Origin of the sequence: Kitasatospora sp. NPDC059646, assembly GCF_042734615.1 — a bacterium.
Lineage (GTDB): Bacteria > Actinomycetota > Actinomycetes > Streptomycetales > Streptomycetaceae > Kitasatospora.
Genome location: NZ_JBHWDS010000040.1, coordinates 50,456 through 74,022, shown reverse-complemented (window position 1 = coordinate 74,022; position 23,567 = coordinate 50,456). Strand labels below are relative to the sequence as shown.

The window sequence follows — 23,567 nt, the reverse complement described above, 5'->3', positions numbered from 1 at the left end:
CGGGGCGCTCCGGGTGGTGGTGGCGCGCTGCGGGGGGGGGGGCCCGGCCCCCCGGGCGGTGGTATGCGGCCGGCGGGCGCGGGCCCGGGCGCGGCGGGTCAGGCGCGCAGGCGCAGCGGGGCCAGGTGGGCGGGGAGGAGGACGCGGGACTGCGGGGACAGCGCCCGGGTCTGGTTGATCAGGCCGTCCAGGTCCATGGAGGTGTCCTGGACGGCCGGTTCGGTGAGCGGGGTTTCGAACACGTCCCAGTGCACGGGAATGACGGTGCGGGGGTGGTCGAGTGCCTTGAGGATGCGCGGCACGTAGCGGTGGACGCTGTGCTTGGTGCTCTCCGTGGAGATCATGGCGATGTCCGGCTTGAGGCCGGCGTAGTTCTGTTCGACGAAGTCGGCGGCGCCGGTCAGCAGGGCCGACGGTCCGTCACCGAGCTTGACCTGGAAGGCGAGGGTGTCGCCCTCCGGCAGTTCGCCGATGGTGGTGGGCACGGTGGCGGGCGGGGCGGTGAGGGTGCCGGGCACCCAGTACTGGTGCCGGCCGTTGCGGCTGTGCAGGCTGGCCGCCACCCGGACGGTGAATCCGCCGAAGTCCAGGTACTCGCCGCCCTTCACCACGATCAGCTGCGACGGCTTCACGCCCATCGCCTGGAGCAGGAAGCAGGTGGTGGCGGTTCCGACCACGCGGACGCCCCGGTCCTTGGCGATGTGCGGGACGTCGTTGAAGTGGTCCCAGTGGGTGTGGCTGACCAGCACCAGGTCCGGCTTGCCGATGTGACGGTCCACCAGCTCGGTGTTGGTCTTCAGCTCGGTCGCCGGGTCGAAGCCGTTGGTCGGGTAGCGCGTCAGATAGGGGTCGAACAGGACGGTCTTGCCGTTGCCCTCGATCCGCCAGCCGGTGGTGCCCAGCCAGGTGTAGACGGTCTCGCCGCCCGCGCCGTCCGTTCCGGTCTCGGTCGCCGAGGCCGGGGCGGCGGCCGCCCCGAGCCCGGCGCCGGCGACCGGCAGGAGGGCGGCTCCGGCGACTGCCGTCCGAAGAAGTCCTCGTCGTCCCCACGTGTTGTCATTCATACGTGGGCAGACGATCACGCTGCCCGCGCCGGTTCCGACCGAGCTGACGCAACATCAACTTCCTTCCGGCGAGAGCTTTCGCGCCCACGGCGGCGCGGCGGTCGGTGGCGAGTGGGGTGCGTCGGCAGGACGGCGTCTCGCCGGACGTGCACGGTGGTCCCGTGGGCGCTGCGTCTGGGGCAGGTGATCCCGGTGCTGCTGTTCGGGCGCAGGCCGCGGATGCACGCACGCTGGCGGGCCTCTGCCTGGGAAGAACCGTCCGACGGAGGTCAGTTCCACGGTTCCTGATAGAGCTTTTCGTCCAGCAGCCCGGCTGTAGCCCCGCCCCTGGTTGCTGCCCCGCGCTGCTGCTTGAACGGAGCCACGACCCCCGAACGAGGCGGTCCGGCCGCCCTTGCGGGGCGGGTTCGCGCCGGGGCTGTCAGCCGGCCGGCAGGATGCCCACGCCGCGGGCCGCGAGTTGTTCGAGGACGGGGTGGCGGGGGTCGGCGTCGGTGATCAGTCCGCTGATGTCCTCCCAGGGCAGGACGCGGAACCGGGAGGCGGTGCCGATCTTCTCGGCCGACGCCAGGATGTAGGTGTCCGCCGCCCGCGCCGCCAGGGCGCGTTTCATCGCCGCCTCTTCCGCGTCTCCGGTGGTCAATCCGGCTTCGGGGTGGACGCCGGTGACGCCGAGGAGGCACAGCTCGGCCGAGACGTTCTGGGCGGCCTCGACCGCTGCGGCTCCGCAGGTCACCGCCGAGTGCTTGAAGAGGCGGCCACCGAGGAGGAAGACCTCCGCCCGGGGGTGGTCGAGCAGCGCGGCCGCGATCGTCGGGCTGTGGGTGATCACCGTGCAGGCCAGGTCCGGGGGGAGGGCGCGAGCGACGGCCTGCGCCGTGGTGCCGCCGTCCAGGATCAGGGCGCTGCCGGGCCGGACGAGTGCGGCGGCGGCCGCGGCGACCTGCCGCTTCCCGTCCGGGGAGAGGGTCTGGCGGGCGGCGTAGTCCGCGACGGCCGGGGAGACGGGCAGGGCACCGCCGTAGACGCGCTGGCACAGTCCTTCGGCGGCGAGGTCGCGCAGGTCGCGGCGGACGCTGTCCTCGGAGATGCCCAGGTCGGCGGCGACGTCCTTGGCGACGATCTTGCCCTCGCGGGCGAGCAGGTCCAGCAGGTGGTCGCGTCTCTCGGCAGCCAGCATCCGTATTCTCTCCTGTTCTTGCACGTTTGTGCGTGTATCGTAGCGCGCCATGACCGCGAAACCGATGCTCGTCCTCATCGCCGGCCCGTACCGCTCCGGAACCGACGGCGACCCCCGTGCCATGGCCGCGAACCTCGCCCGCCTCGAAGCGGCGGCCTGGCCGGTGTTCGCCGCCGGCCACGTCCCGGTGATCGCGGAGTGGATCGCCCTGCCCGTGCTCCGCTCCGCTGGTGCGGGCCTCACCGACCCGCTCGCCGACCAGGTCCTCTACCCGACCGCGGAACGCCTGCTCACCCACTGCGACGCCGTGCTCCGGCTCCCCGGCGACTCCGCCGGAGCCGACCAGGACGTCGCCATCGCCCGTCGCCGCGGCCTGCCCGTCTACCACCACGTGGACGAGATCCCGCACCGTGCCCCGCAGGAGGCCGCGTGACTCCCCTCCCCGGGACCGACACCCCCGACCACCGCGGCCGCACCGGCCTGGACCGGGCAGGCCGGGACCTGGACCGCAACCCCGACGTCGTGGTCCGCGACGTGGAGCTCACCTCGCAGGGCTGGCACGTCCTGCGCCGCACCACCTTCGACTACCGGCGCCGGGACGGACGCTGGACCACCCAGCAGCGCGAGACCTACGACCGCGGCAACGGGGCGGTCGTCCTGCCCTACGACGCCGAACGCGGCCGCGTGCTGCTCACCCGTCAGTTCCGGTACCCGGCCTACGTCAACGACCATCCGGACGGCATGCTCATCGAGGCTGCGGCCGGACTGCTCGACGGGGACGACCCGCTCGCCGCCGTCCGGCGGGAGAGCGCCGAGGAGCTCGGCGTCGCCCTCGGACCGCTCACCCACGTCCTCGACGCCTACATGAGCCCCGGCTCCGTCACCGAGCGCCTGCACTTCTACGCCGGCCCCTACACCCCGGCCGACCGCACCGCGGAGGGCGGCGGACTCGAAGACGACGGCGAGGACATCGAAGTGCTCGAAGTGCCCTTCACCGAAGCCCTCGCCATGGTCCGCGACGGGCGCATCACCGACGGCAAGACCATCATGCTGCTGCAATGGGCCGCCCTGGACGGGCCCTTCGCCGGCGCCGCTCTCGGCCTCGGCCGCGCCCGGCGGTCGGCCACACCCGGCTGACGCCCTCCCGGGAGAGCGGGCTGCCCGCGATCGCCCGCGTCGTCCCCGTGGCCGCGGTGAGGCCCGGACACGCGACGGGTGCAGCCTCACTCTGGGGAACGCGCTGCCGAACACGGGCGGGCCGGCGGCCGACGGCGAAGCGGAGGCCTTGGTGCTTCCGTCCGAGGGCGAGGGTCGGCTCCGGGTCCGGCCCCCGGTCCTCGCCGAACGACTCGGCTTCCGGGGCCCCGACCGCATGGCGCTCCGTCAGTCCCTGCTCCCGGCCCGCCCGGTGCCCTCGGCCTCGCCGCGCCCGCAGGCCGGTGAGTGGCCGTCAGTGGCCGAGCGCGCCCCGGATCCAGCCGTCCACCGTGCCGGTCAGGTCGTACTGGCCGCTGGCGTGGTCGAGGGCGAAGGTGCGGACGGAGTCGCCGCTGTGGAAGAGGCCGCGCTTGTCGAACTCCAGGACCACCTCGACCTGGTGGGGGGAGGTGACGAAGGAGAGTTCGATCTCGTTGCAGCGGTGGGCGAACTGCGGCGCCGCCTTGTACTCGATCTCCTGGTAGAAGGGCAGGGTCTGGCCGGTGCCGTGGATGCGGCCGGCTTCCAGGTCGGCGCGGTGGAAGTGGAAGCCGAGTGCCGCCAGCGCCTCCAGGACCCGCTGCTGGACGGGCAGGGGCTCGACGGCGAGGGGGTCGGTGTCGCCGCGGTCCAGCTGGCCGGCGATGTCCACGTCGGTGCGGACGCCGAGGGCCATGCCCGCCAGGTGGTGGCCGCCGATGGCGGTCAGCGGGGTCTCCCAGGGCACGGGGAACGCGAACGGGACGGCGCGCTTCTCGCCGGCGGCCAGCCGCAGCGGGCCGCAGACCTGGACGCGGGCGAACTCCTGGACGGTGTGGCTCTCGCCGTCCTCGTGTTCGACCTCGACCCGGGCGGCCAGGCAGAGCGTGATGCCGTTGATCTCGGCGTCGCGGTCGCCGCCGACCAGGTTGACCTGGCCGTGCACGGTGCCTCCGGGCTGGACGGTCGGCGTGGACAGCACGGTGTCGACGGTGGGTCCGCCGATGCCCAGGGCGCCGAGAAGCCGCTTGAACACCATCCGGGGACACTCCTCACAGAGTCGGGAACGCGAGCGCACCGATCGTACTTTGCCTGCGCTTTGCCTCCGGAGGGAGGTCGCCCGCGGACGGCTCTGACCACCCGTCAGGACCGTCCGAGGGCCCGGCGTCACCAGGCGTCGGGGCGCTCCGCGGTCGCCGTCAGCCCCCGGGCCGGAGCATCAGGTCGCTCACCGTTCCGTCGTGGGGGTGGTCGAGGACGGTGGCGAGCGCGGCGGCGACGGACTGCGGGGTCAGGCAGACGCTCGGGTCGAAGTCGAGTTGGAAGCGGGCGTGCAGGCGGCGCTGCATGGGGGTGTCGACCTCTCCGGGGTAGACGGTGGTGACGCGGACCCGGTGGGGGTGCTCCTCGGCGCGGAGGGATTCGGCGAGGGCCTTGAGGGCGAACTTGGAGGCCGCGTACGCGCCGAGGCCGGGCGGGGCGTGCAGCCCGGCGCCGGAGTTCACGAAGACGACGTGGCCCTGGGCGGCGCGCAGCGCGGGCAGCAGCAGGCGGGTGAGTTCGGCGGGGGCGAGCAGGTTGACGGTGAGGGTGCGGTCCCACAGTTCGTGGTCGCTGTCGCCGACCGGGCCCCAGTCGGCGACGCCTGCGACGTGCAGCAGGGAGTCGAGCCGGGCCGGGGCGTCCGGGCCGCCGATCGCCGCGGCCAGGGCGGCGGGTTGGGCGAGGTCCGCGACGACGGTGCGGCAGGTGGGGAACTGTTCGCGCAGCCGGCCGGCGGTGGGTTCGTCGCGGGCCAGCAGCCAGAGCCGGTCGCCGCGGGCGGTGAGGAGTTCGGCGGTGGCCGCGCCGATTCCGGAGCCGGCGCCGGTGAGGAAGTGTGTCGCCATGCGGGGGTTGCTACCCGGGTCGGGCGTTCCGGAAGACCGACAATCGGAATTTCCGGGCCCCGGCGGGGGCGCGGCGAACAAGGTGGGGCGCGCGTGACGGCAAGCACGCCGGGGGCGCGTAGCTGGGACGATGCCCGGGGCAGTGGGCGCGCACGGTGGTGGGAGTACGCCCTCACCACCCGTGGCGCGCCGGTCGGGTACCGGACAGCGGGTGCCGGGCGGAGGCTCGGCAACCGGACTCGTGCGCTCCGACGTTGTGCCGAGGCGCGACCCCGGGGCGGCGGGGACGCCGCGTGCGGCGGCGGGCCGGCGGCGCGGGGGAATCGTCGCTGGCCGGGTGCCGCGAGGGGCGGCTGCGGGCCGGCGCCGGGACCGGCGGACCGTCAGGAAAAGCGGGGGTAAAGGGAGCGCCGGGCGCGGCGCGGCGTGCTCCCGGTGTGCGCCCGCAGATTCCGGCCAACCCTCGCAGAGGCCCTTTCGAGGGCCGCGCCGGCCCTTGCAGACTCTCGGTGGCAGTCAGCCGATCTCACAATCGGTCCGGCTCAGCCGTCCCCCGTGCCGCGCCGCTCCGGCTCCGTCCGCGCTGCTCCGGCCCGGCTCTCCCGTGCCGTGCTCCGGCTCCGCGCCGTCCGCCGCACGGACCCCATCCCCCTCCCCCGCGACGCGCCATGGAGCGATCCGATGGACATGCGCTACGAGGCGTACTCCTACGCCGATCCGGTCTTCTACGACTCCCCGGTCCAGTGGGCGGCCCGCGACGAGTTCCCGGCGGCCACCGAGGCCGCACCCGCCGGCTGGGTGCGCAGCCTCCGCGAGGTGTGGGTGGGCTACCGGCCCGTCGAGCCGCCGCTGCCGGAGCAGGGCTGGAAGGTCCACGTGTCGGCCTGCCTGGACAACGCGCCGTGGATCCTGGACGTGGTGCGTGCGCACTGCTTCGAGCACGGGGTGGCGTTCAAGTTCCTGCGCAGTCCGGCGCTGGTGCAGACGCAGAACGCCAAGTACGCCTCGCGCGGCTCCAGCGGGAAGTTCATGACGCTGTACCCGGCCGACGAGGCGCAGTTGGAGCGATGTCTCACCGACCTGGACGAGGCGTTGGCGGGCGCGCCCGGCCCGTACGTGCTGAGCGACCTGCGCTGGCGGAGCGGCCCGCTGTACCTGCGGTACGGGGCGTTCACCGAGCAGTGGTGCCGCAACGCGGAGGGCGAGTTGGTGCTGGCGCTGCGCGAGCCGTCGGGGGTGTTGCGGCCGGACGTGCGGCGGGCGGCGTTCGAGCTGCCGGAGTGGGCCCCGGTGCCGGCGGTGCTGGCGGAGGCGGTGGCGGGTGCGGGCCGCAGCAGTGTCGGCGAGTTCCCGTACACGGTGGAGCGGGCGCTGCACTTCTCCAACGGCGGCGGCATCTACCTGGCGCGGCCGGTGGGCGGCGGCGAGCGGGTCGTCCTGAAGGAGGGCCGCCCGTACGCGGGGCTGGACCAGCGCGGTGAGGACGCCGTGCAGCGGTTGGCGCGCGAGCGGCGGACGTTGGAGGCGCTCGCCGGCCTGGACGCGGTGCCGGCCGTGCTCGGCGAGTTCACGGCGTGGGAGCACCGGTTCCTGGTGCAGGAGTACGTGGAGGGCGAGGGGCTGCACCACTGGTTCGGCCGCCGCTTCCCGCTGGTGCATCCGGACGCGGACGAGGCGGCGGTGGCCGCCTACCGCACGGAGGCGACGGCCGTGCTTGACGCGGTGGAGCGGGCGCTGCGCGCCATCCACGGCCGCGGCATCGTCTTCGGCGACCTGCACCCGCGCAACCTGATCGTCCGCGAGGACGGCTCGGTGGTCTTCGTCGACTTCGAACTCGCCTCGCCGGTGGAGGAGTTCGTCCGTCCGGCGCTGGGGGCGGCCGGGTTCGCGGCGCCGGCCGGGCTGACCGGCTTCGCGGTGGACGAGCACGCCCTGCGGGCCCTGCGCCTGTGGGCGTTCCTGCCGCTGCTGCCGCTGACGGTGCTTCACCCGGCGAAGGGCGCGGCCCTGGCCCGGTCGGCCCGCAAGCGCTTCGAACTGCCGGACGGGTACCTGCCGGAGCACGACGCGACGGAGCCCGACCGTGCCCCGCAGCACGCCCACGAGCAGGCGCAACTGGCCGCCGTGGAGGGCCTGTTCGGCGACGGCCCGGGCGGCTGGCCCGCACTGCGGAACGGGCTGGTGGCGGCGGTCGCCGCGAGTGCCACTCCCGACCGCGCCGACCGGCTGTTCCCGGGCGACCCCGCCCAGTTCACCCATGACGGCCTGGGCCTGTCCTACGGCGCGGCCGGTGTCCTGTGGGCGCTGCACGCGGTCGGCGCGGAGGTCGATCCGCGGCACGTGCGCTGGCTGCTGGACGCGGTGGAGCGGCAGCCGGTCCGTCCCGGGCTGTTCGTCGGCGCGCACGGCACCGCGTGGGTGCTGGACCGCCTGGGGCACCGCGAGCCCGCCCTCGAACTGCTGCGCCGCCTCGACAAGGACGACGCGCAGGGCGCCGGCCCGGACCTGTCGGCGGGGCTGGCGGGCGTCGGCCTGGCCCGCCTGCACTTCGCCCGGGCCACCGGCGACCGCGGCCTGCTGGCCGCGGCGGCCGACAGTGCGGACCGGGCCGTGGCCGCCCTCCGCCTGGGCGGTCCCGCGCCGTCCCTCGCCCGGCCCGGCCTGCTGCACGGGGCGAGCGGCACCGCGCTGCTGCTGCTGCGCCTGTTCGAGGAGTGCGCCGACCCGGGCCTGCTGGACCTCGCCCGGGCCGCCCTGGACCGGGACCTCGACCGGTGCGTGGTCGCCGAGGACGGCACCCTCCAGGTGGACGACGGCAGCCGGGTGCTGCCGTACCTGGAGTCCGGGAGCGCGGGCATCGCCGCGGTCGGCCACGTCCTGCTGCGGCACCGGCCGGACCCGGAGCTGGCCGAGCGGCTGGCGCTGGTCCGGGCCGCCGCCGAGCCGGAGTTCATCGTGCAGCCGGGCCTGTTCAACGGCCGGGCCGGCCTGATCGCGCTGCTGGCCCTGGACGCCGGGCCGGACGACGACCTGATCGACCGTCACGTCCGCCGCCTGGCCTGGCACGTGCTGCCGTACCGGGGCCGCCCGGCCTTCCCGGGCGAGCAGCTGCTGCGGCTGTCGATGGACCTGGCGACCGGCACCGCCGGTGTGCTGACGGCGCTGGCCTCGGTGTACGACCGCACCCCGCCGATGCCGTTCTGGCCGGCCGACAGCTGAACCGCCCCCGGACGCGGGCCTCGGCGGCCCGCTCCCCCGCCCGTCGCGGCCGGGTCATGCCGCCCCACGAGTTCCGGCGACCGCCGGAAGCACCAGCACCACCCGAGTCCCGTAAGGAGACTGTCATGGCGATCCTCGACCTGCAGGCGCTGGAGACCCCCGAGGAGACCACCGAGTACCGCTCGGTCCTCAGCTCCCTGAGCGTCGTGAACTGCACCAACAGCACCGTCAGCACCCTGCTCTGCCTCTGAGCACCCCGGCCGGCCGTGCGCCCCCCCCCCCACCGCCCGCCCCTCCCGGCCGCCCCCCCCCCCCCCCCCCCCCCCCTCGCCCTGCTCCTGCTGATCCCGCTCTCGCTCCTGGCCTCCGGCTGCTCCGGCGCCTCCCCCGCCGGCCCCCGTCCGCACCGCGCACCACACCGGGAGCCCCTCGTGCCCAGCACCCCGCCCGCCCACGTCTCGCCGTTGCGGACCGTTCTGGCCCTCCGGCGGCCGTGGACGCTCACCCTCGCCCTGTCCGTCGCCGCCGGCACCGCCTGCACGCTGCTGCTGCCCGGGACGCTCGCCCGGGCCGTCGACCGGACGCTGGCGGGTGCCGGGCCGGCCGCGGGGGTTCCGCTGCTGGTCCTGGTCGCCCTCACGGCGGCCGCCCAGGCCACCGCGCAGTACGTGTCGCCCGGCGGGGCGGCCGCGGTGGCCGCGGCGCTGCGTTCGGCGATGGTTCGGCGGATCGGCGCGGCCGGGCCGGCCTCCGCCGGCCCGACGGCGGGCGACCTGGCGGCCCGGCTGACCGGGAGCGCCCCGCAGGCCGCGCTGGCCGGCCCGGCCGTGGTGCACACGGTGTCCCAACTGCTCACCTCGGCGGGGGCGGTGGCGGGCCTGTTCCTGCTGTCGCCTCGTCCGGCGCTGGCGTTCCTGGTCGCGGCACCGGCCGGCTGGCTGCTGATCCGCCGTCAGGTCGGCCGGACGGCCGGGCACGGCGAGGCCTACTTGGCCGCGCAGTCCGAGATCGCCTCCCGGCTGGTGGAGGCGCTGCACGGCAGTGCGTCGATCGCCGCCGCGGGCGCCCGGTCCGCCGAACTCACCCGGGTGCTGCGGCCGCTGCCCGGCCTGTCCCGGCACGGTCACGGGCTGTGGCGCAGCCAGCGCGAAACCGCCTGGAAGGTCGGGCTGTTGGCGCCGGCGACGCAGGTCGCGGTGCTGGCGGCGGCGGGCGCGGAGCTCGCGGCGGGGCGGCTGTCCGCGGGGGGTCTGGCCGCGGCGATGGCCTACAGCACGGTCGGGCTGGGCGGCTTCGGCGCGGCCCAGAGCCTGCTGGACCTGGCCCGGGCGCGCGCCGCCGCCGTCCGGGTCACCGAGCTGCTGGCGGCCCCGCCGGCCGTCCCCGGAACGTCTCGACTCCCGGCCGGCAACGGGCGGTTGGAGTTCCGTGGCGTGCTGGTCGGCGGTTCCGGGGGCCCGCTGCTGGAGCGCCTGGACCTGACGGTGCCGGCCGGTTCCTGGGTCGCGGTGGTCGGTGCGGACGACGCCGCGGCCTCGGCCGTCGCCGCGCTGGCCGCCGGCCTGCTCCGGCCCGAGCGGGGCGAGGTGCGGCTGGACGGCGCCGGGCTCGCCACGGTCCGCCCCCGGCAGTTGCGGGCGGCCGTCGCGGTGGCGTTCGCCGATCCGGTGCTGTACGGCCGGACGGTCGCGGAGGCGCTGGCGCTCGGTCGGGACGACGTCGGCGAGGCGGAACGGGTGGCCGCCGCGCGGGCCGTGGGTGCGGACGGCTTCCTGCGCCGCCTGCCGTCCGGCTACCGCACGCCGCCGGCGGACGCGCCGTTCTCGGGCGGCGAACGCCAGCGGGTCGGCCTGGCCCGGGCCCTCTGCCGGGGCGGCACCCGGCTGCTCGTCCTGGACCACGCCACCGCGAGTCTGGACCCGCCCGCCGAGACCGCCGTGCTGGCCGCCCTGCGCGCCCACCCCGCCACCCGCCTGTGCGCCACCCGCAGCGCGGCCCTGGCCGCCGCCGCCGATCTCGTCGTCTGGCTCGACCGCGGCCGCGTCCGCGAGACCGCCCCCCACCACGCCCTGTGGTCCTCCCCCGCCTACCGCGCCCTCTTCACCACCGCCCCGACCGGCCACACCCCATGACAAACACCCACCACCCGCCCCCGACCCGCACTCACCACCGACCCGGCGCGGAGCACCCCATGACACCCACTCGGCCCACCGCACCGCACGCCGGCCTCGTGCTGCTGCGCGACGCGTTGGCCGGGAGCCTTCCGCAGCTCGCCCGGCTGGCCGCCTGGACGGTGCTGTCGGCCGCGCCCGCGGCGCTCTCCGGCAAGGCGCTGGCCCTCGCGGTCGACCGCGGCTTCCTCGCCCACCAGCTGCGGACCGGCTGGGTGTGGCTGGGAGTGTTCTCCGTCGCGGCAGCGGTCTCCGCGTGGGGGACGCGGAACGCCTACCGTCCGCTGGCCCGGATCGTGGAGCCGGCCCGGGACCGGCTGCTGCGGGCGACGGCGGACGGGGCGTTGCGGCAGACGGCGGCGACGCGGCCGGATCCGGACACGGCGGCGGTCGCGGTGGCCCGGATCACCCGGCAGGTGGAGGCGGTGCGGGACAGTCTGGCCGGGCAGTTGCTGCTGGTGTCGCACCTGGCGCTGACCCTGTTCGCGGTGGTGGCGGGCACCGCCGCGCTCGCGCCGGGCGCTCTCGTCCCGGTCTGCGCGCCGCTGCTCCTGGCGTTCGCCGCGTTCGCGGCGCTCACGCCCCGGACGGCCCGCCGCCAGCGCGAGTTGTTCGTCACCGAGGAGGAGCTCACCGCCTCCGCCCTGCACACCGTGACGGCGCTGCGCGACCTGACCGCCTGCGGGGCGGAGCGGCTCGCGGTGGAGCGGGTGCTCGCCGATGTCGCGGCGAACGAGGCGGCGGGCCGGGGGCTGGCCCGGCTGGCGGCGGTCCGGCACCTGCTGGTCGCGCTCGGCGTCCACGGGCCGCTGGCGGTGCTGACGCTGAGTGCCCCGGCGCTGCTGCGGCAGGGGCTGACGCCCGGTGCGCTGCTCGGCGCCCTCGCGTACCTGCTGGGCACCCTGGAGCCGGCGCTGCGCCTGGTCGTCCAGGGTCTCGGCCCGTCCTGGCTCCGGCTGTCCGTCGCGGCCGAGCGGCTGGCCGGGACGGCTGCCGCCGGCCCGGCCGAGGAGCCCGCCGGGGAGCTGCCGCCGGTCCCCGCGCAGCGGCGGACCCGTGCTCCCGCGTTGGAGCTGCGCGGCGTCGACTACGCGTGGGGCGTGGGTGCCCGTCCGGTGCTCCGCGACGTCGACCTGGTGCTCCGGGACGGCGAGAGCCTCGCCGTGGTGGGGCCGTCCGGCGCCGGGAAGTCCACGCTCGCGGCGGTCGCCGCCGGGCTGCTGCGTCCGGACCGCGGTCGGGTCCTGCTGTCGGGGCTGCCCGCCGAACGGCTCTCGCCGGCCGCCCGCGCCGCCCGCCGGGTGTTCCTGCCGCAGGAGCCGTACCTGTTCTCCGGGACGCTCGCCGAGAACCTGGCCTGGCCGCACCGGGAGGTGCCCGCCGGGAGGCTCCGCGAGGCCCTGTCCGACCTCGGCGCGGACGTCCTGACGGACCGTCACGGCGGGCTGGGTGCCGCCGTCGGCCCGGCCGTCCTCTCCCCCGGCGAGCGCCAACTCGTCGCCTTGGTCCGCGCGTACCTCGATCCGGCCCCGCTGGCCATCCTCGACGAGGCGACCAGCCACCTGGACGCGGCCGCCGAACTCCGCGTCGACCGGGCGTTCCGGGCCCGCCCGGGCGCGCTGCTCGTCGTCACCCACCGCCCGGCGCAGGCCGAACGCGCGGACCGCGTCCTGCGCCTCGACAGCGCCGACCGGTCCCTCGGCCGCCGCCCGCGTTGACCGGCCTCCCGGGCATGCGGACGCGGATGCCGGGCAGACGGCCGCCGTCACAGGGCCGGAGGGCGGAGGAATGACGGTGCGGAAGTCGTACGCGGACGGGTCGGTGCGGGCGGCGGGCCGTGCCGGGTTCGTGGCGCGCGGTGCGGTGTACCTGCTGGTCGGGGCGCTGGCGCTGGGGATCGCGTTCGGCCGGGGCGGGGAGGAGGCCGACCGGCAGGGGGCGGTGCAGCGGGTCGCCGAGCAGCCGTTCGGTTCGGTCCTGCTGTGGGTGCTGGCGGCGGGGTTCGCGGGGATGGCGCTGTGGCGGGCCTGGGCGGCGGCGGTCGGCGGGGCGGGGGTCCGGGGTGCGGGCGGCCGGGCGGTGTCGGCGGCGCGGGCCGGGTTCTACGGCTTCGTGTGCTGGGGGACGGCCGTCAGCGCGGCGGGCGGCCGGAGCGGCGAGGGCGGTGACGCCGCGTCCCGGGACTGGACGGCTGCGGCGCTGCGCCTGCCGGGCGGCCGGTTCCTGGTGGGGGCGGCGGGGCTGGCCCTGCTGGGGGTGGGGGTCGGCGTCGCGGTGCGCGCGGTGCAGCGGCGGTTCCTGCGCAAGCTGGACACCGCGGCGATGCGTCCGCGGACCCGGACGGCGGTGACGGCCACCGGTGTTGCGGGCAACCTGGCGCGGGGCGCGGTCTTCGCGGGGGCGGGCGCGTTCGTGGTGGTGGCGGCGGTCCGGTTCGATCCGGGGCGGGCGAAGGGGATGGACGACACGCTGCGGGCGTTCGCCGCGAGCGGTCCGGGGCCGTGGCTGCTGGTCGCGGTGGCCGCCGGCCTGCTGCTGTTCGGTGCGTTCTCCTTGTTCAGCGCGCGGTGGCGGCGGCTGTGACGGCCCGTCGGGGCGGCGGCCCGGGGCCGGTGCGCCACAATGATCGGATGACTGGTGAGCGGCTTCGGGTGGTACTGGCGGAGGACTCGGCGATCCTCCGGGACGGCCTGGCGGAGCTGCTGACGGCACGCGGCCTGGAGGTGGCGGCGGCGGTCGCCACCGGCGAGGACCTGCTCGCGGCGGTGGCCGAGCACCGCCCGCAGGCCGCCGTGGTCGACGTCCGGATGCCGCCCACCCGCACCGACGAGGGGGTGCGGGCGGCGCTGCGGATCCGGCAGGACTGGCCGGACGTCGGGGTCCTGGTGTTCTCCCAGCACCTGGAGACGTCCTGGGTGGCCCGCCTGCTGGCCGACGGTGCGGCGGGCCTCGGCTACCTGTTGAAGGAACGGGTCTCCCGCACGTCGGAGTTCGTCGACGCCCTGCACCGCGTCGCCTCGGGCGGCACCGCGCTCGACCCGGAGGTCGTCACCCACCTGATGCGCGCCCGCCGCCGCACCGCGGTCGACGAGCTGACGCCCCGTGAACGCGAGGTTCTGGCCCTGATGGCGGAGGGCCGCTCCAACCGTGCCGTCGCCCAGCGGCTCTCGGTCTCCGAACGGGCGGTGGAGAAGCACGTCGCCTCGGTCTTCACCAAGTTCGACCTGCACGCCTCCCCGTCGGACAACCGGCGGGTGCTGGCGGTGCTGGCGTACCTCGCGGAGACGGCCTGACGGCCGGTCAGGAACCTCGACGGCACGACCGCGCGCCCGGACGGCCCGGGGGCGTCGGGGCGTCGGCCCTGTCGTCAGAGCCTCAGGGGGAGTTCGGCCGTCACGGTCGTCGGGCCGCCCGGCGGGCTGCTGATCCGGAGCGTGCCGTCGACGGCGGCGAGGCGGTCGGCGAGGCCGTGCAGGCCGTGGCCGGGGATGCTGCCGGCGGTGCCGCGACCGTCGTCGTGGACGGTGAGGCGGACGCGGGTGGCGGTGCCGGTGAGAGTGAGGGTCGCGGTGTGCGCGCCGCTGTGCCGGCTGATGTTGGTGAGGAGTTCGGCGGCGCAGTACCAGAGGGCCTGTTCGACGGGCTCGTCCGGGCGGTGCGGCAGGTCGGTGCGGACGTCGACGGGGACCGCGCAGCCGGCCGCGAGGGCGGGCAGCGCCTCGGTCAGGCCCGCGTCCAGGCCGGTGGGGCGCAGGCCCTGGGTGAGGGCGCGGAGTTCGGCGATGGTCTCGTCGGTCTGGCTGCGGGCGCGGTCGAGCAGGCTGCGCAGGCGGGGGTCGGTGGCGGGGGTGAGGGTGTCCTCGGCGAGGGTGAGGGTGATGGCGAGCGCGACCAGGCGGGCCTGGGTGCCGTCGTGGAGGTCGCGTTCCAGGGCGCGGAGGCGTTCGGTCCCGGCGGTGAGCAGGGTGTGCCGGGCGGCTTCGAGGTCCTGGACGCGCTGCTGGTCGCGGGCCGGGCCGAGCAGGTGGCGGCCGAGCCACCGGTTGGCGTCGGCGGCCAGCCGGATCAGCGGCGGGGCGAGGGCGAGCAGGGCGACGCCGAGCAGGGGGGCGGCGACGTCCAACGGGCTTGCGGGGTGCGGGCCCTGTTCCAGCAGGCGCAGCCAGAGCGGGAAGCCGAGCAGCCAGCCGCAGGCCGCCGGCAGCAGCAGGGCTGCCAGGCCGAGGACGCCGAGCGGCAGCCGCAGCAGCAGGTAGCCGAGGGTGCGCCACGCGACGGTGTCGGTGAGGGCGGCCCTGATCCGGGCGGCGAGGCCGCGCGGCCGGGCGGCGGGCCGGGGCGCGGGGACGGTCTCGTCGAGCAGACGCGCCGTCAGCCACCGGTGCGTGCGGCCGAGTTCGCGGGCGCCGGCCAGGGCGAGCGCGGTGACGGGCAGCCCGACGACCGTCAGCGAGAGCAGCACCCCGGCGTACAGCGCGGCCAGCGCGTACGCCCCGCCGAGCAGGGCCATCGGCAACCCGACCAGCAGGAAGGCCGCATCACCGGCCCGTACCGTCCACCACCGCCGCACGCCTTCTCCTTCACCCGCACCGGTGATCATTCTCCCCTGACGGCCCGTCACCGCCCCGCCAGGGGCCGACACGGAACGCGGGATCACCGGGCCGCACCACTCCCCGCGCGTTCGGTCCTTTCTCCCGCCGACCCGTCACCGCCCCGCCACGGCGGCCGGGCCGGGCCGTACCGCCGCTCGCTCCCGCCTTCGCCCGCACCGGTGATCATTCTCTCCTGACGGCCCGTCACCGTCCCGCGAGGGCCGCCGGGGGCCGGCGCATCGCGGTGGCGGCGGCCGCCAGCACGGTGGGGACGGTGAGCAGGCCGGCGGCGGCCGCGATCCACCCGCAGGCGGCGATCGGCACGGTCGGGACGGGGCTGCCGGTCGCGGCGGTGGCGAACGCGGCGGTGGTGGCGGCGGTGACCAGGCCGCCGAGGAGCAGGCCGAGCGCGGCGGTGAGCGCGGCTTCGAGGGCGAGCACCCGCAGGACGTGGGCGCGGGTCGCGCCGAGCAGCCGTAGCAGGGCGAACTCGCGGCGCCGTTCGCCGGTGAGGGCGACCAGGGTGGTGAGGGTGGCGATCGCGCCGAACGAGCCGAGCAGGCCGAGTTCGGCCTGGCGCAGCCAGCTGTCGGTGGCGGAGGTGGCGCCGTCGGGCGGTCCGGCGGCGGCACGCAGAGCCGTGCCGGTCATGGTGGCCATGGTGGCGGACAGCCCGGTCAGCAGGGCGATCGGTACGACGGCGGAGGCGAGCCGGCGGGCGTAGCCGCGCAGGTTGGCGTCGGCCTGCCAGCCGGTGCCGGGCAGCAGGGTGCGCAGGACGCGGCCCAGCGGGGCGGCGGCGAGCGGGGCGAGCAGCGGGCCGGCCAGCGCAACGGCGGTCAGCAGGACCAGAGTTGCCAGCAGGGTGGCCTGGGCGGCCTGGTCGACGTCGGCGGGCGGGCGGGTGGCGGCCAGGCGGAGCAGCGCGGCGCCGCCGGCGAGGGCGGCGGTCGCGGCGAGCAGCCGGAGGACGCCGGGACGCGGGTCCGGTCCCGAACTGTCGGCCAGCGCGGCGGCCGGGGTGGGCGCGGTGACGTGCCGGGCGGTAAGGGATGCGGCGGCGGTGGCGACCAGCAGGGTGACGGCGGTGGCCACCAGCGCGGCGGGCACGACTCCGGTGACGCGGGCGTGCGGGGCGGCCATCGCGCGGTGCTGCAGTGCGGCGAGGAAAGTGCGGGCGCCGGCCCCGCCGAGCAGTGCGCCGGGCAGCGCGACCAGCAGCACCGTCAACCCGGCCTGCACGCGCAGCAGTCGACGGATCTGCCGGGGCGTGGCGGCGACGGTGCGCAGCAGCGCGAGGTCGCGGTACTGGTGGCGGAGCGCGAACCCGAGGGTGTTGAGGGCGACGAAGAACGCCACCAGCACGGTGATCTCGCCGAACGCCCCGGCGATCAGCCCGAGGCCGGGCCCCCGGATCTCGCGGCGCTCGGCGGCGGGCACACCGTGCTCGGCACCGAGCAGCGATCCGAGCGCGGTGACGGTGGCAACGGCGAGCAGCAACGCGGCGGCCAGCCCGGCGAACCCGGCGGGCCGCCGCTGCAACTGCCGCACAGCGAGCACGAGACTCATCGCACCTCACCCCCCGCGAGGGCGTCCTGGCGAAGCCCGACGCACCGCAGCCCGCCCGCAGCAGACACCGCACCCCGCCTCCCGTACTCCACGGCGACCGGACCACCCGCACCACCGAGGGCTCCGACCACCTGACGACCCGTCCGACGGCGAACCCCGACCCACCGCAGCCCGCCCGCAGCGAACACCGCACTCATCGGGCTCCACCCCCGGTCCCGTCCCCGCCGTCGATCGGTCCGCTCGCGTGGGCGAGGGCTTCGGCGACCTGACGGGCCGTCGGGTGGTGGAGTTCGTCGACGAGGCGGCCGTCGGTGAGGAGCAGGACGCGGTCGGCGTACGCGGCGGCGGCCGGGTCGTGGGTGACCATGACGCAGGTGCCGCCGTCGTGGTCGACGCCGTCGCGGAGCAGGCGCAGGATCTGGGTGCCGGTGGTGCGGTCGAGGGCGCCGGTGGGCTCGTCGGCGAACAGCACCCGGGGGCGGGTGACGAGGGCGCGGGCGATGGCGACGCGCTGCTGTTGGCCGCCGGAGAGCTGGGCGGGGCGTTGGCGTTCGCGGCCGGCCAGTCCGACCCGGGCGAGGGCGTCGCGGACGGCGGCGCGGTCGGGGCGGCGGCCGGCCATCCGGCCGGGGAGTTCGACGTTCTGGGCGGCGGTCATGCCGGGCATCAGGTTGAACGCCTGGAAGACGAAGCCGATGTGGGCGCGGCGCAGCCGGGCGAGGCGGCGTTCGGGCAGCCCGTGGACGGCGGTGGGGCCCCACCAGACCTGGCCGCGGTCGGGGCGGTCCATGCCGGCCAGGCAGTGCAGCAGGGTGGTCTTGCCGGATCCGGAGGGGCCCATCACGGCGGTGAACGTCCCCGGCCGGAACTCGACCGTGACGCCGCGCAGGACGGGGACGTCGCTGCCGCCGCGCCGGTAGCTGCGGTGCAGGCCCTCGCCCCGGGCGGCGAACTCCGCTTCGGTACTCGTGACGCTGTTCATGTCTTCATCGTGCGTCGCGGGCGCCTGCGGTTTCGCCCGTGCCAGCACCCGTTCTCCGGGTTCGGAAAACCGCACCCCCGGCCCGCGCGGGCGGGTCGGGGGTGCGGGCCGGGGGGTGTGCGGGTCAGACGACTCCGCCGTAGTAGCCGCCGATGGCGCGCCGGTAGTCGGGGTCGCCGGTGTGCCGGTCGCGGTCGTACGCGGGCGAGTTCTTCACCTCGTCCTTGGTGCGGTTGACCCAGACGGTGCGTTCGGCGGTGTCGACCCGGCGGATGGTCCCGGCGGGGAGCAGCACCTCCTGCCCGAAGATCCACGGGCCGGTGTCGACCACGATGTGCGCGCTGTCGACCTCTTCGGTGTGCTTGTCGACCTTGCCGATGTGGCCGTCCTCGGCCTCCACCCGGTAGCCGGTCAGGTCGGTGCCCGGGGCCCAGCCCTCGGCCTTGTCGTAGTCCCACATTCCGCTGGTCACAACTGCCTCCTCGGGGAACGGAGTTCCGTGTTCGTGGTACGGCCCTCGACTGCCCCGGACGGCCGGGGGCATGCCGCCGCAGCGGAACTTTTCTGCGGAAATCGTCCCGAAGCGCGCAGCGGCACGGGCGTGGGAGTGGACGCCGCCGGCGGGGGCAGCCGACGGGCAGTGACCACCGGCAGGGAGGATGGCGGATGAGTGCGACGACGGCCCCGGACGGCCGGGCCCCGAACGCCCGGCGGGCGTCGGTGCTGCGGCGTCATCCGCGGCACGAGCGGCGCGGGGAGGCCCGGCTGCCGGCGATGGTGGCGACGCTGGTGGCGATCCTGCTGTACCTGGCGCTGCCGGACGCGTTGCTGGTCGCCCCGCGCTACGTGCTGCCGGCTCTGGAGGTGCTGCTGCTGGTGCCGCTGGTGGCGGTGAACCCGCACCGGATGACCCGGCAGAACCGGTGGTCCCGGGTGCTGTCGCTCGGTCTGGTGGCGCTGATCGGCGTGAGCAACCTGGCGGCGCTGGGGCTGCTCGTGCACCGGATGGTGGCGGGCGGGCTGGACGACGGCGGTTCGCTGCTGGTCGCGGCGTTGCAGGTGTGGGCGACCGACATCGTCGTGTTCGGCCTGGCGTTCTGGGAGCTGGACCGCGGCGGCCCGGTGGTGCGCACCCAGCTGCCGCGGTCGGAGCTGCCGTTGGCGGACTTCCGGTTCTCCCAGGACGAGAACCACGACGCGGTGGAGGAGGTCGCCGACGGCTCCAGCCGGTCCAGCGACTGGGCGCCGTCCCTGATCGACTACCTGTACGTGTCGGTGACCAACTCGACGGCGTTCAGCCCGACGGACACCATGCCGCTGTCCACCCGCGCCAAGGTCCTGATGAGCGTGCAGAGCGTCGCCGCGCTGATCACTTCGCTGCTGGTGATCGCCCGCGCGGTGGGCGCCCTGCACTGAGCCCGCACCGCCGCCCCGGCCAGGTCTGCCCCATCTCCTGGGTGACGGCGGGTCAGGCCCGGGGCATGGCGTCGACCCGGGCGAATCCGTAGCCCCGGGCGAGCAGGCCCTCGATCACGCCGGGCAGCGCCTCGGCGGTCTGCGAGCGGTCGCCGCCGCCGTCGTGCAACAGGATCACCGATCCGGGGCGGGACCGGTCGAGGAGGGCGCGGGTGATCGCTTCGGTGCCGGGGAGCGTCCAGTCCGACGCTTCGACGTCCCACAGCACCACGGTGTCCCCGCTCTCGGTGAGCCGGCGCAGCATGTCGGGAGTGTGCGAGCCGTACGGGGGCCGGAACATCCGTCGGCCGTGGCCCGCCCTGCCCGCGGCCCCGGCCGCCGTGCCGACCACCGTGTCGATCGCCTCGTCGGTGCGGGCGAGTTGGGCGAGCAGCTCGCCGGGGCTGAGGTCGGGCAGGTAGGGGTGGGACCAGGAGTGGTTGGCGATCTGGTGGCCGGCTGCGGCGATCCGTTCGAGTTCGGCGGGGTGCGCGAGGGCGTGCAGGCCGACGCAGAAGAACGTGGCGGGGACGGCGTACCGGTCGAGGACGTCGAGGATCCGGCCGGTGTACGGCGGGTGGGGGCCGTCGTCGAAGGTGAGCGCGACCACGGGGCGTCGGCGGTCCCCGGCGGACAGGCAGCGGCCGGCCCGGTGCAGCTGGGCCAGGGCGTCGGGGTCGCCGGCCGGCTGCGTGTCGCGGCCGCCGAGCGTGCCGGTCGCGGCGCTCAGCCGGAACACGGCGGCCGGGTCGCGGACCGCTGCCAGGGCCAGTTCCTCGGCCGGGACGGAGCCGAATCCGGAGCGGGGCGGCAGCACCCACGGGTCGGCCCGGCAGACGGCCAGTCCGGCGCCGATCAGGCCGCCGTCGAGCACGCCGTTGGTGGAGTCGATCACCGTCAGCAGGCTCTCCCCGGCCGCCGCGAACTCCCGTTGCAGGCGCAGCAAGTGGCCGGTGACGGCGGCTACCGGCCCGGCGTCGAAGCGGGCCGGCGGGGCGGCGGGGCGGCCGTCCTCGTCGAGTACGGCGACCTCGTAGCCGGTGCCGGTCCAGGCGATTCCCGAGTAGCGCATCCTGCCCCTCCCGCCGGTCGCGGCCTGCCGCCGCGAGACCGCTCGGGAGCCTTTCGGACGGGTCCACGGCCGTCAAGTCCCGGAGGGGCCGCCGGGGCCCGGGCGGGTGGCCGAGCCGCAGGTGGACGGGCCGTCAGGTCCCGCTCGCCGGGCGGAACGTTTCGGCGCGGCGGCGGCGGGGGCCCGCCGCGGGATGCGTGGCGGGCCGGCCTGTCGACGGGTCAGCGGCTGGCGATGGAGACCTTGCGGAAGTCGACCCGGAGGGTCGGGAAGCCGTCGCCCGGGGCGTTCTGGTCGTCCTCGCCGCCGGCCGCGATCTTCTGCAGCACGTCGAGTCCGGAGGTGACCTGGCCGAACGGGGTGTAGTGGGGCGAGAGCTTGGTGTCCTTCCAGACGAAGAAGAACTGGCTGCCGTTGGTGTTCGGCCCGGCGTTGGCCATCGCCACGGTGCCGGCCGGGTAGGTCGCCCCTTCGAGGTTCTCGTCGGGGAAGGAGTAGCCGGGGCCGCCGCTGCCGGTCCCGGTCGGGTCGCCGCACTGCAGCACGTACAGCCGCTGGGTGGTGAGGCGGTGGCAGTGGGTGCGGTCGAAGTAGCCCTTCTCGGCGAGGAACCGGAACGAGAAGGTGGTGCACGGGGCCTTGTCGGTGAGCGCCTTGAAGGTGATCGTCCCCTGGGTGGTGCGCAGGACGGCGTTGTACGGCTTGGCGGCCTTCTTCGCGTCGAACACCGGGATGCCCTTGAAGTTGTCGGCGGGCACGGCGGGCGAGTACACGCATCCGGTGCCGGCGGTCGCGGCGGCCGTCGGTTCGGCGGCGGCCGCCGCGGTGGTGGACAGGGCGAGCGGCAGGGTGCACAGGGCGGTGAGCAGCGCCCAGGACTTGCGGGTCGTCTTCATCTGGCGGCCTCCCCAGTGGAGTCGGTCGGGCATCGGCGTTGATCAGGGACCTGCCATACCTGCCCACTCGGGCCCCGCCCACACCCCGTACCGCTGCGGTCACACCCTTGACGGCCCCTTGACGGTCCGTCACGGCGGGAGCGCCCCGCCCCCCCAGTGGGGCGCTCCCGGGTCGTGCGGGGCGGTCAGCGGCCCCAGGCGGAGAACTCGGCGGTGGCGTTGTTGCCGCTGCCTCCGGCCGGCTGCGGGACGTAGAACTTCAGGTCGGTGCCGCTGGAGTCGTAGCTGTTGGAGCCGACGTACGGGTTGTTCCAGTGGACCTGGATGATCCGGCTGTTCAGCAGCGGGTTGGCGCAGTTGTCCGCGTAGAACCGGGCGTAGCCCTCGGTGCCGGTGGCGAAGCCGTTCGACTCGGAGGCCCAGCTGCCCTGCTGCCCGTCGTAGATGTGCACGGGCGGCTCGTAGGTCCAGATGCCGTGCGAGAGCCACCAGTTCTCGCGGGTGAGGGTGCAGCCGGTCCAGTTGTTCAGCTTGACGGTGGTGCTGCGGGCGGCGCTGGCGAGGGCCGGCTTGGCGGCCTCGGCGGTGGGCGCCCCGGCGGTCGCGGCGGAGGCCGTGCCGGTCAGCGTGAGGGCCAGTGCGGCGGCGGCGGTCAGCGCGCCGGCGAGGCGGATGCGGGTTCCCATGATTTCTCCCCCCGGAGTATCGGCGGCCGGTCTGTCCGCCGGCCGTGTCACCACTGTGCGACGTCGGGATAAACCTCCGATGGACGGGCAATGACAGCGGTGTTCATCCGGCCCTTGCGGGGCCCGGGCGCCGCCCCGGACGGGTACCCGCGCGGGGCGCCGCGTGCGCGCCCCGGGCGCGGGGCGGGACGGCCGTCGCGCCCCGGTGCGCCTGTGCGGGAGGTGTCGCAGGAGGAGAAGCATGGCGGCAGCACACCCTTGAGAGAGAGGCATCGTCCCGTGGCCAGCGAGTTCCAGCGCGCCAAGCTCACCACCATGTTCGCGGCGTTCGACACGGACCGGAACGGGTGCCTCGACCGGGACGACTTCCAGGACCTCGCGGAGCGCTGGCACCGTCTCCCCCGGGTGGCCGCCGATCCCGAACTGGCCGGGCGGGTCACCGAAGTGGTGCTCGGTTGGTGGGAGCGCCTGTCCGCTGCCGCCGACCGCGACAACGACGGCGACGTGGACCTGGACGAGATCCTCGCCATGGTCGACCGGCTGCCGGCCATGCTGGAGGCCGTCAACGCCACCGCCGACGCGGTCTTCGACGCGGTCGACGAGGACGGCGACGGCCGGATCTCGCACGCCGAGCACCGCCGGCTGGTCAACACCTGGCACGGCCGGGCGATCGACACCGCGGACGTCTTCGAGGTGCTCGACCGCGACGGCGACGGCTACCTCGGCCGGTCCGAGTTCGCCCTGCTGTGGGCGCAGTTCTGGATCAGCGACGACCCGGCCGACCCGGGCAACCTGCTCTGCGGGCCGGTCCCTCGGCAGCGGCCCCGGCCGTCGGCGAACTCGTCGGAACGCTGTCGGAGTTGAGGTGTTCACGGATACCCTCTGCGCGGACGGCACCGGCTGTCCGCACCGTGGAGGAGGGGTCAGGGTGAACACGCTCGCGGCACGGACGGGAGCCGGCCTCGATCCGGTGCTGGCGGACCGGGTGACGGAGGCCCTGCTGCTGGCCGGCCTCCCGGTCGCGCACGGCGGCCACGGGCCGGGCGTCCACCTGCTGCCGGACGGGGCGCCCGGGGCGGTCGTGCTGCGCTGGCTGGCCTCGCCCCGGTTGGAGGACGCGGCGACGGCGGGCGGCGGGCCGAATCCGGCGGCGGCGACCCGTCAACTGGTCGCCGACGCCGTGGAGAACGCCCTCGCCGAGTTCCTCCCCGCGCTCGGTCTGGACGCGGAGCACACCACGGTGCGCGGTGCGGCCGGCCTTCCGGCCGCCGCCCCGCCGGAGCCGAACTCCCCGCCGCCGGTGGATCCGGCGGTCCGGGCGGACCTGGTCACGGCCGTGCGCCGGAGCGCCGCGCTGGCCGGCCTCCCGCTGGCCACCCGCCCGGGCGCGGCCGGGATCACGCTGACCGCCTGCACCCCGACGGGGCTCCCCGATCTCGGCTGGAACCCGTCCCCCCGTCTGCCCGCGGACGTCCGCCCCGCCGTCCGGGACGCCGTCCGCCACGCCCTCGGCGTCGCCCTGGCCGCCACCGGCCTCCACCTCACCTGGCACCGGCCCCCGGGCATCCCGCCCCAGCTCCGCGCCCACGGCCCGTCCGGCGCCTGACGACCCGTCG

22 protein-coding genes are annotated in these 23,567 nt (G+C 75.9%); 11 read left to right on the top strand and 11 right to left on the bottom strand.

Annotated elements, in window-relative coordinates:
• Window positions 1-98: 98 nt before the first annotated feature.
• Both ACFV1L_RS25445 and ACFV1L_RS25440 read right to left on the bottom strand, forming a co-directional pair.
• Entirely contained in the window at window positions 99-1,064 is a 966-nt protein-coding gene (locus ACFV1L_RS25445; RefSeq protein ID WP_380369669.1) for an MBL fold metallo-hydrolase, read from the bottom strand.
• Between the two features lie 421 nt (window positions 1,065-1,485).
• Window positions 1,486-2,244: a DeoR/GlpR family DNA-binding transcription regulator gene (locus ACFV1L_RS25440; protein ID WP_380369666.1), complete on the bottom strand. Its 759-nt coding sequence runs from the start codon at window positions 2,242-2,244 to the stop codon at window positions 1,486-1,488.
• A gap of 49 nt (window positions 2,245-2,293) precedes the next feature.
• Here ACFV1L_RS25440 and ACFV1L_RS25435 point away from each other — a divergent pair, with 49 nt between their 5' ends.
• Window positions 2,294-2,677, top strand: a complete 384-nt coding sequence (locus ACFV1L_RS25435; RefSeq protein WP_380369664.1) for a DUF4406 domain-containing protein — start codon at window positions 2,294-2,296, stop codon at window positions 2,675-2,677.
• A complete protein-coding gene (locus tag ACFV1L_RS25430) occupies window positions 2,674-3,381 on the top strand; it encodes an NUDIX domain-containing protein (protein WP_380369661.1) in 708 nt (235 codons plus the stop codon). The genes ACFV1L_RS25435 and ACFV1L_RS25430 overlap by 4 nt, the downstream gene beginning before the upstream one ends.
• Before the next feature lie 313 nt (window positions 3,382-3,694).
• Here the strand turns inward: ACFV1L_RS25430 and ACFV1L_RS25425 are convergent, their stop codons facing one another.
• Together ACFV1L_RS25425 and ACFV1L_RS25420 are read right to left on the bottom strand one after the other, a co-directional pair.
• The gene (locus tag ACFV1L_RS25425; RefSeq protein ID WP_380369659.1) at window positions 3,695-4,459 is read right to left on the bottom strand and encodes a sporulation protein; all 765 of its coding nucleotides are present in this window, start codon (window positions 4,457-4,459) and stop codon (window positions 3,695-3,697) included.
• 160 nt (window positions 4,460-4,619) lie between these two features.
• Window positions 4,620-5,309 (bottom strand): SDR family oxidoreductase, encoded by a 690-nt coding sequence (locus ACFV1L_RS25420; RefSeq protein ID WP_380369657.1) that lies wholly within the window; start codon window positions 5,307-5,309, stop codon window positions 4,620-4,622.
• A 681-nt stretch (window positions 5,310-5,990) separates the two neighbouring features.
• Between ACFV1L_RS25420 and lanKC the strand changes: the two genes are divergently transcribed.
• From lanKC to ACFV1L_RS25390, 6 genes are all read left to right on the top strand, one after another.
• Window positions 5,991-8,528: a class III lanthionine synthetase LanKC gene (gene lanKC / locus ACFV1L_RS25415; protein WP_380369654.1), complete on the top strand. Its 2,538-nt coding sequence runs from the start codon at window positions 5,991-5,993 to the stop codon at window positions 8,526-8,528.
• Window positions 8,529-8,653: 125 nt separating this feature from the next.
• Complete coding sequence (locus tag ACFV1L_RS25410; protein ID WP_100584098.1) at window positions 8,654-8,779, top strand: SapB/AmfS family lanthipeptide; 126 nt, start codon at window positions 8,654-8,656, stop codon at window positions 8,777-8,779.
• A gap of 180 nt (window positions 8,780-8,959) precedes the next feature.
• Window positions 8,960-10,660 (top strand): ATP-binding cassette domain-containing protein, encoded by a 1,701-nt coding sequence (locus ACFV1L_RS25405; RefSeq protein ID WP_380369651.1) that lies wholly within the window; start codon window positions 8,960-8,962, stop codon window positions 10,658-10,660.
• 59 nt (window positions 10,661-10,719) lie between these two features.
• On the top strand, window positions 10,720-12,417 hold the full coding sequence (locus ACFV1L_RS25400; protein WP_380369648.1) for an ATP-binding cassette domain-containing protein: 1,698 nt from the start codon (window positions 10,720-10,722) through the stop codon (window positions 12,415-12,417).
• 70 nt (window positions 12,418-12,487) lie between these two features.
• Window positions 12,488-13,282 carry a DUF1206 domain-containing protein gene (locus ACFV1L_RS25395; RefSeq protein WP_380369645.1) on the top strand — a complete coding sequence of 265 codons (795 nt, stop codon included), beginning with the start codon at window positions 12,488-12,490 and terminating at the stop codon, window positions 13,280-13,282.
• A gap of 47 nt (window positions 13,283-13,329) precedes the next feature.
• Window positions 13,330-13,992, top strand: a complete 663-nt coding sequence (locus ACFV1L_RS25390) for a LuxR C-terminal-related transcriptional regulator (RefSeq protein ID WP_380369643.1) — start codon at window positions 13,330-13,332, stop codon at window positions 13,990-13,992.
• A 74-nt stretch (window positions 13,993-14,066) separates the two neighbouring features.
• Here ACFV1L_RS25390 and ACFV1L_RS25385 read toward each other — a convergent pair whose 3' ends face one another.
• The 4 genes from ACFV1L_RS25385 to ACFV1L_RS25370 form a co-directional block, all read right to left on the bottom strand.
• On the bottom strand, window positions 14,067-15,269 hold the full coding sequence (locus ACFV1L_RS25385; protein WP_380369641.1) for a sensor domain-containing protein: 1,203 nt from the start codon (window positions 15,267-15,269) through the stop codon (window positions 14,067-14,069).
• Window positions 15,270-15,495: 226 nt separating this feature from the next.
• Window positions 15,496-16,860 (bottom strand): FtsX-like permease family protein, encoded by a 1,365-nt coding sequence (locus tag ACFV1L_RS25380; RefSeq protein WP_380369639.1) that lies wholly within the window; start codon window positions 16,858-16,860, stop codon window positions 15,496-15,498.
• Window positions 16,861-17,053: 193 nt separating this feature from the next.
• Entirely contained in the window at window positions 17,054-17,842 is a 789-nt protein-coding gene (locus tag ACFV1L_RS25375) for an ABC transporter ATP-binding protein (protein WP_380369636.1), read from the bottom strand.
• Between the two features lie 124 nt (window positions 17,843-17,966).
• Window positions 17,967-18,314: a PRC-barrel domain containing protein gene (locus ACFV1L_RS25370; RefSeq protein ID WP_380369633.1), complete on the bottom strand. Its 348-nt coding sequence runs from the start codon at window positions 18,312-18,314 to the stop codon at window positions 17,967-17,969.
• Window positions 18,315-18,508: 194 nt separating this feature from the next.
• Between ACFV1L_RS25370 and ACFV1L_RS25365 the strand changes: the two genes are divergently transcribed.
• Entirely contained in the window at window positions 18,509-19,258 is a 750-nt protein-coding gene (locus tag ACFV1L_RS25365; RefSeq protein ID WP_380369630.1) for a hypothetical protein, read from the top strand.
• A gap of 52 nt (window positions 19,259-19,310) precedes the next feature.
• On the opposite strand, the gene ACFV1L_RS25360 is transcribed toward ACFV1L_RS25365, so the two are convergent.
• The 3 genes from ACFV1L_RS25360 to ACFV1L_RS25350 all read right to left on the bottom strand — a co-directional run bounded on the left by ACFV1L_RS25360 (window position 19,311) and on the right by ACFV1L_RS25350 (window position 21,951).
• Window positions 19,311-20,369, bottom strand: coding sequence for a polysaccharide deacetylase family protein (locus tag ACFV1L_RS25360; protein WP_380369628.1), 1,059 nt, complete (start codon window positions 20,367-20,369; stop codon window positions 19,311-19,313).
• A gap of 221 nt (window positions 20,370-20,590) precedes the next feature.
• Window positions 20,591-21,265 carry a peptidylprolyl isomerase gene (locus ACFV1L_RS25355; RefSeq protein ID WP_380369625.1) on the bottom strand — a complete coding sequence of 225 codons (675 nt, stop codon included), beginning with the start codon at window positions 21,263-21,265 and terminating at the stop codon, window positions 20,591-20,593.
• A 185-nt stretch (window positions 21,266-21,450) separates the two neighbouring features.
• The gene (locus ACFV1L_RS25350) at window positions 21,451-21,951 is read right to left on the bottom strand and encodes an aegerolysin family protein (protein WP_380369623.1); all 501 of its coding nucleotides are present in this window, start codon (window positions 21,949-21,951) and stop codon (window positions 21,451-21,453) included.
• Window positions 21,952-22,230: 279 nt separating this feature from the next.
• Here ACFV1L_RS25350 and ACFV1L_RS25345 point away from each other — a divergent pair, with 279 nt between their 5' ends.
• Window positions 22,231-22,815, top strand: coding sequence for an EF-hand domain-containing protein (locus ACFV1L_RS25345; protein WP_380369620.1), 585 nt, complete (start codon window positions 22,231-22,233; stop codon window positions 22,813-22,815).
• A gap of 64 nt (window positions 22,816-22,879) precedes the next feature.
• Window positions 22,880-23,557, top strand: coding sequence for a hypothetical protein (locus ACFV1L_RS25340; protein ID WP_380369617.1), 678 nt, complete (start codon window positions 22,880-22,882; stop codon window positions 23,555-23,557).
• Window positions 23,558-23,567 lie beyond the last annotated feature (10 nt).

Excerpts from the sequence above, each read along its gene's own strand:
- ACFV1L_RS25365 (WP_380369630.1), top strand. The coding sequence starts at position 18,509 with ATGAGTGCGACGACGGCCCCGGACGGCCGGGCCCCGAACGCCCGGCGG.
- ACFV1L_RS25400 (WP_380369648.1), top strand. The coding sequence starts at position 10,720 with ATGACACCCACTCGGCCCACCGCACCGCACGCCGGCCTCGTGCTGCTG.
- ACFV1L_RS25390 (WP_380369643.1), top strand. The coding sequence starts at position 13,330 with ATGACTGGTGAGCGGCTTCGGGTGGTACTGGCGGAGGACTCGGCGATC.
- ACFV1L_RS25380 (WP_380369639.1), bottom strand. The coding sequence starts at position 16,860 with ATGAGTCTCGTGCTCGCTGTGCGGCAGTTGCAGCGGCGGCCCGCCGGG.
- lanKC (WP_380369654.1), top strand. The coding sequence starts at position 5,991 with ATGGACATGCGCTACGAGGCGTACTCCTACGCCGATCCGGTCTTCTAC.
- ACFV1L_RS25435 (WP_380369664.1), top strand. The coding sequence starts at position 2,294 with ATGACCGCGAAACCGATGCTCGTCCTCATCGCCGGCCCGTACCGCTCC.
- ACFV1L_RS25420 (WP_380369657.1), bottom strand. The coding sequence starts at position 5,309 with ATGGCGACACACTTCCTCACCGGCGCCGGCTCCGGAATCGGCGCGGCC.
- ACFV1L_RS25360 (WP_380369628.1), bottom strand. The coding sequence starts at position 20,369 with ATGCGCTACTCGGGAATCGCCTGGACCGGCACCGGCTACGAGGTCGCC.
- ACFV1L_RS25440 (WP_380369666.1), bottom strand. The coding sequence starts at position 2,244 with ATGCTGGCTGCCGAGAGACGCGACCACCTGCTGGACCTGCTCGCCCGC.
- ACFV1L_RS25395 (WP_380369645.1), top strand. The coding sequence starts at position 12,488 with ATGACGGTGCGGAAGTCGTACGCGGACGGGTCGGTGCGGGCGGCGGGC.
- ACFV1L_RS25445 (WP_380369669.1), bottom strand. The coding sequence starts at position 1,064 with ATGAATGACAACACGTGGGGACGACGAGGACTTCTTCGGACGGCAGTC.
- ACFV1L_RS25410 (WP_100584098.1), top strand. The coding sequence starts at position 8,654 with ATGGCGATCCTCGACCTGCAGGCGCTGGAGACCCCCGAGGAGACCACC.
- ACFV1L_RS25350 (WP_380369623.1), bottom strand. The coding sequence starts at position 21,951 with ATGGGAACCCGCATCCGCCTCGCCGGCGCGCTGACCGCCGCCGCCGCA.
- ACFV1L_RS25355 (WP_380369625.1), bottom strand. The coding sequence starts at position 21,265 with ATGAAGACGACCCGCAAGTCCTGGGCGCTGCTCACCGCCCTGTGCACC.
- ACFV1L_RS25425 (WP_380369659.1), bottom strand. The coding sequence starts at position 4,459 with ATGGTGTTCAAGCGGCTTCTCGGCGCCCTGGGCATCGGCGGACCCACC.
- ACFV1L_RS25375 (WP_380369636.1), bottom strand. The coding sequence starts at position 17,842 with ATGAACAGCGTCACGAGTACCGAAGCGGAGTTCGCCGCCCGGGGCGAG.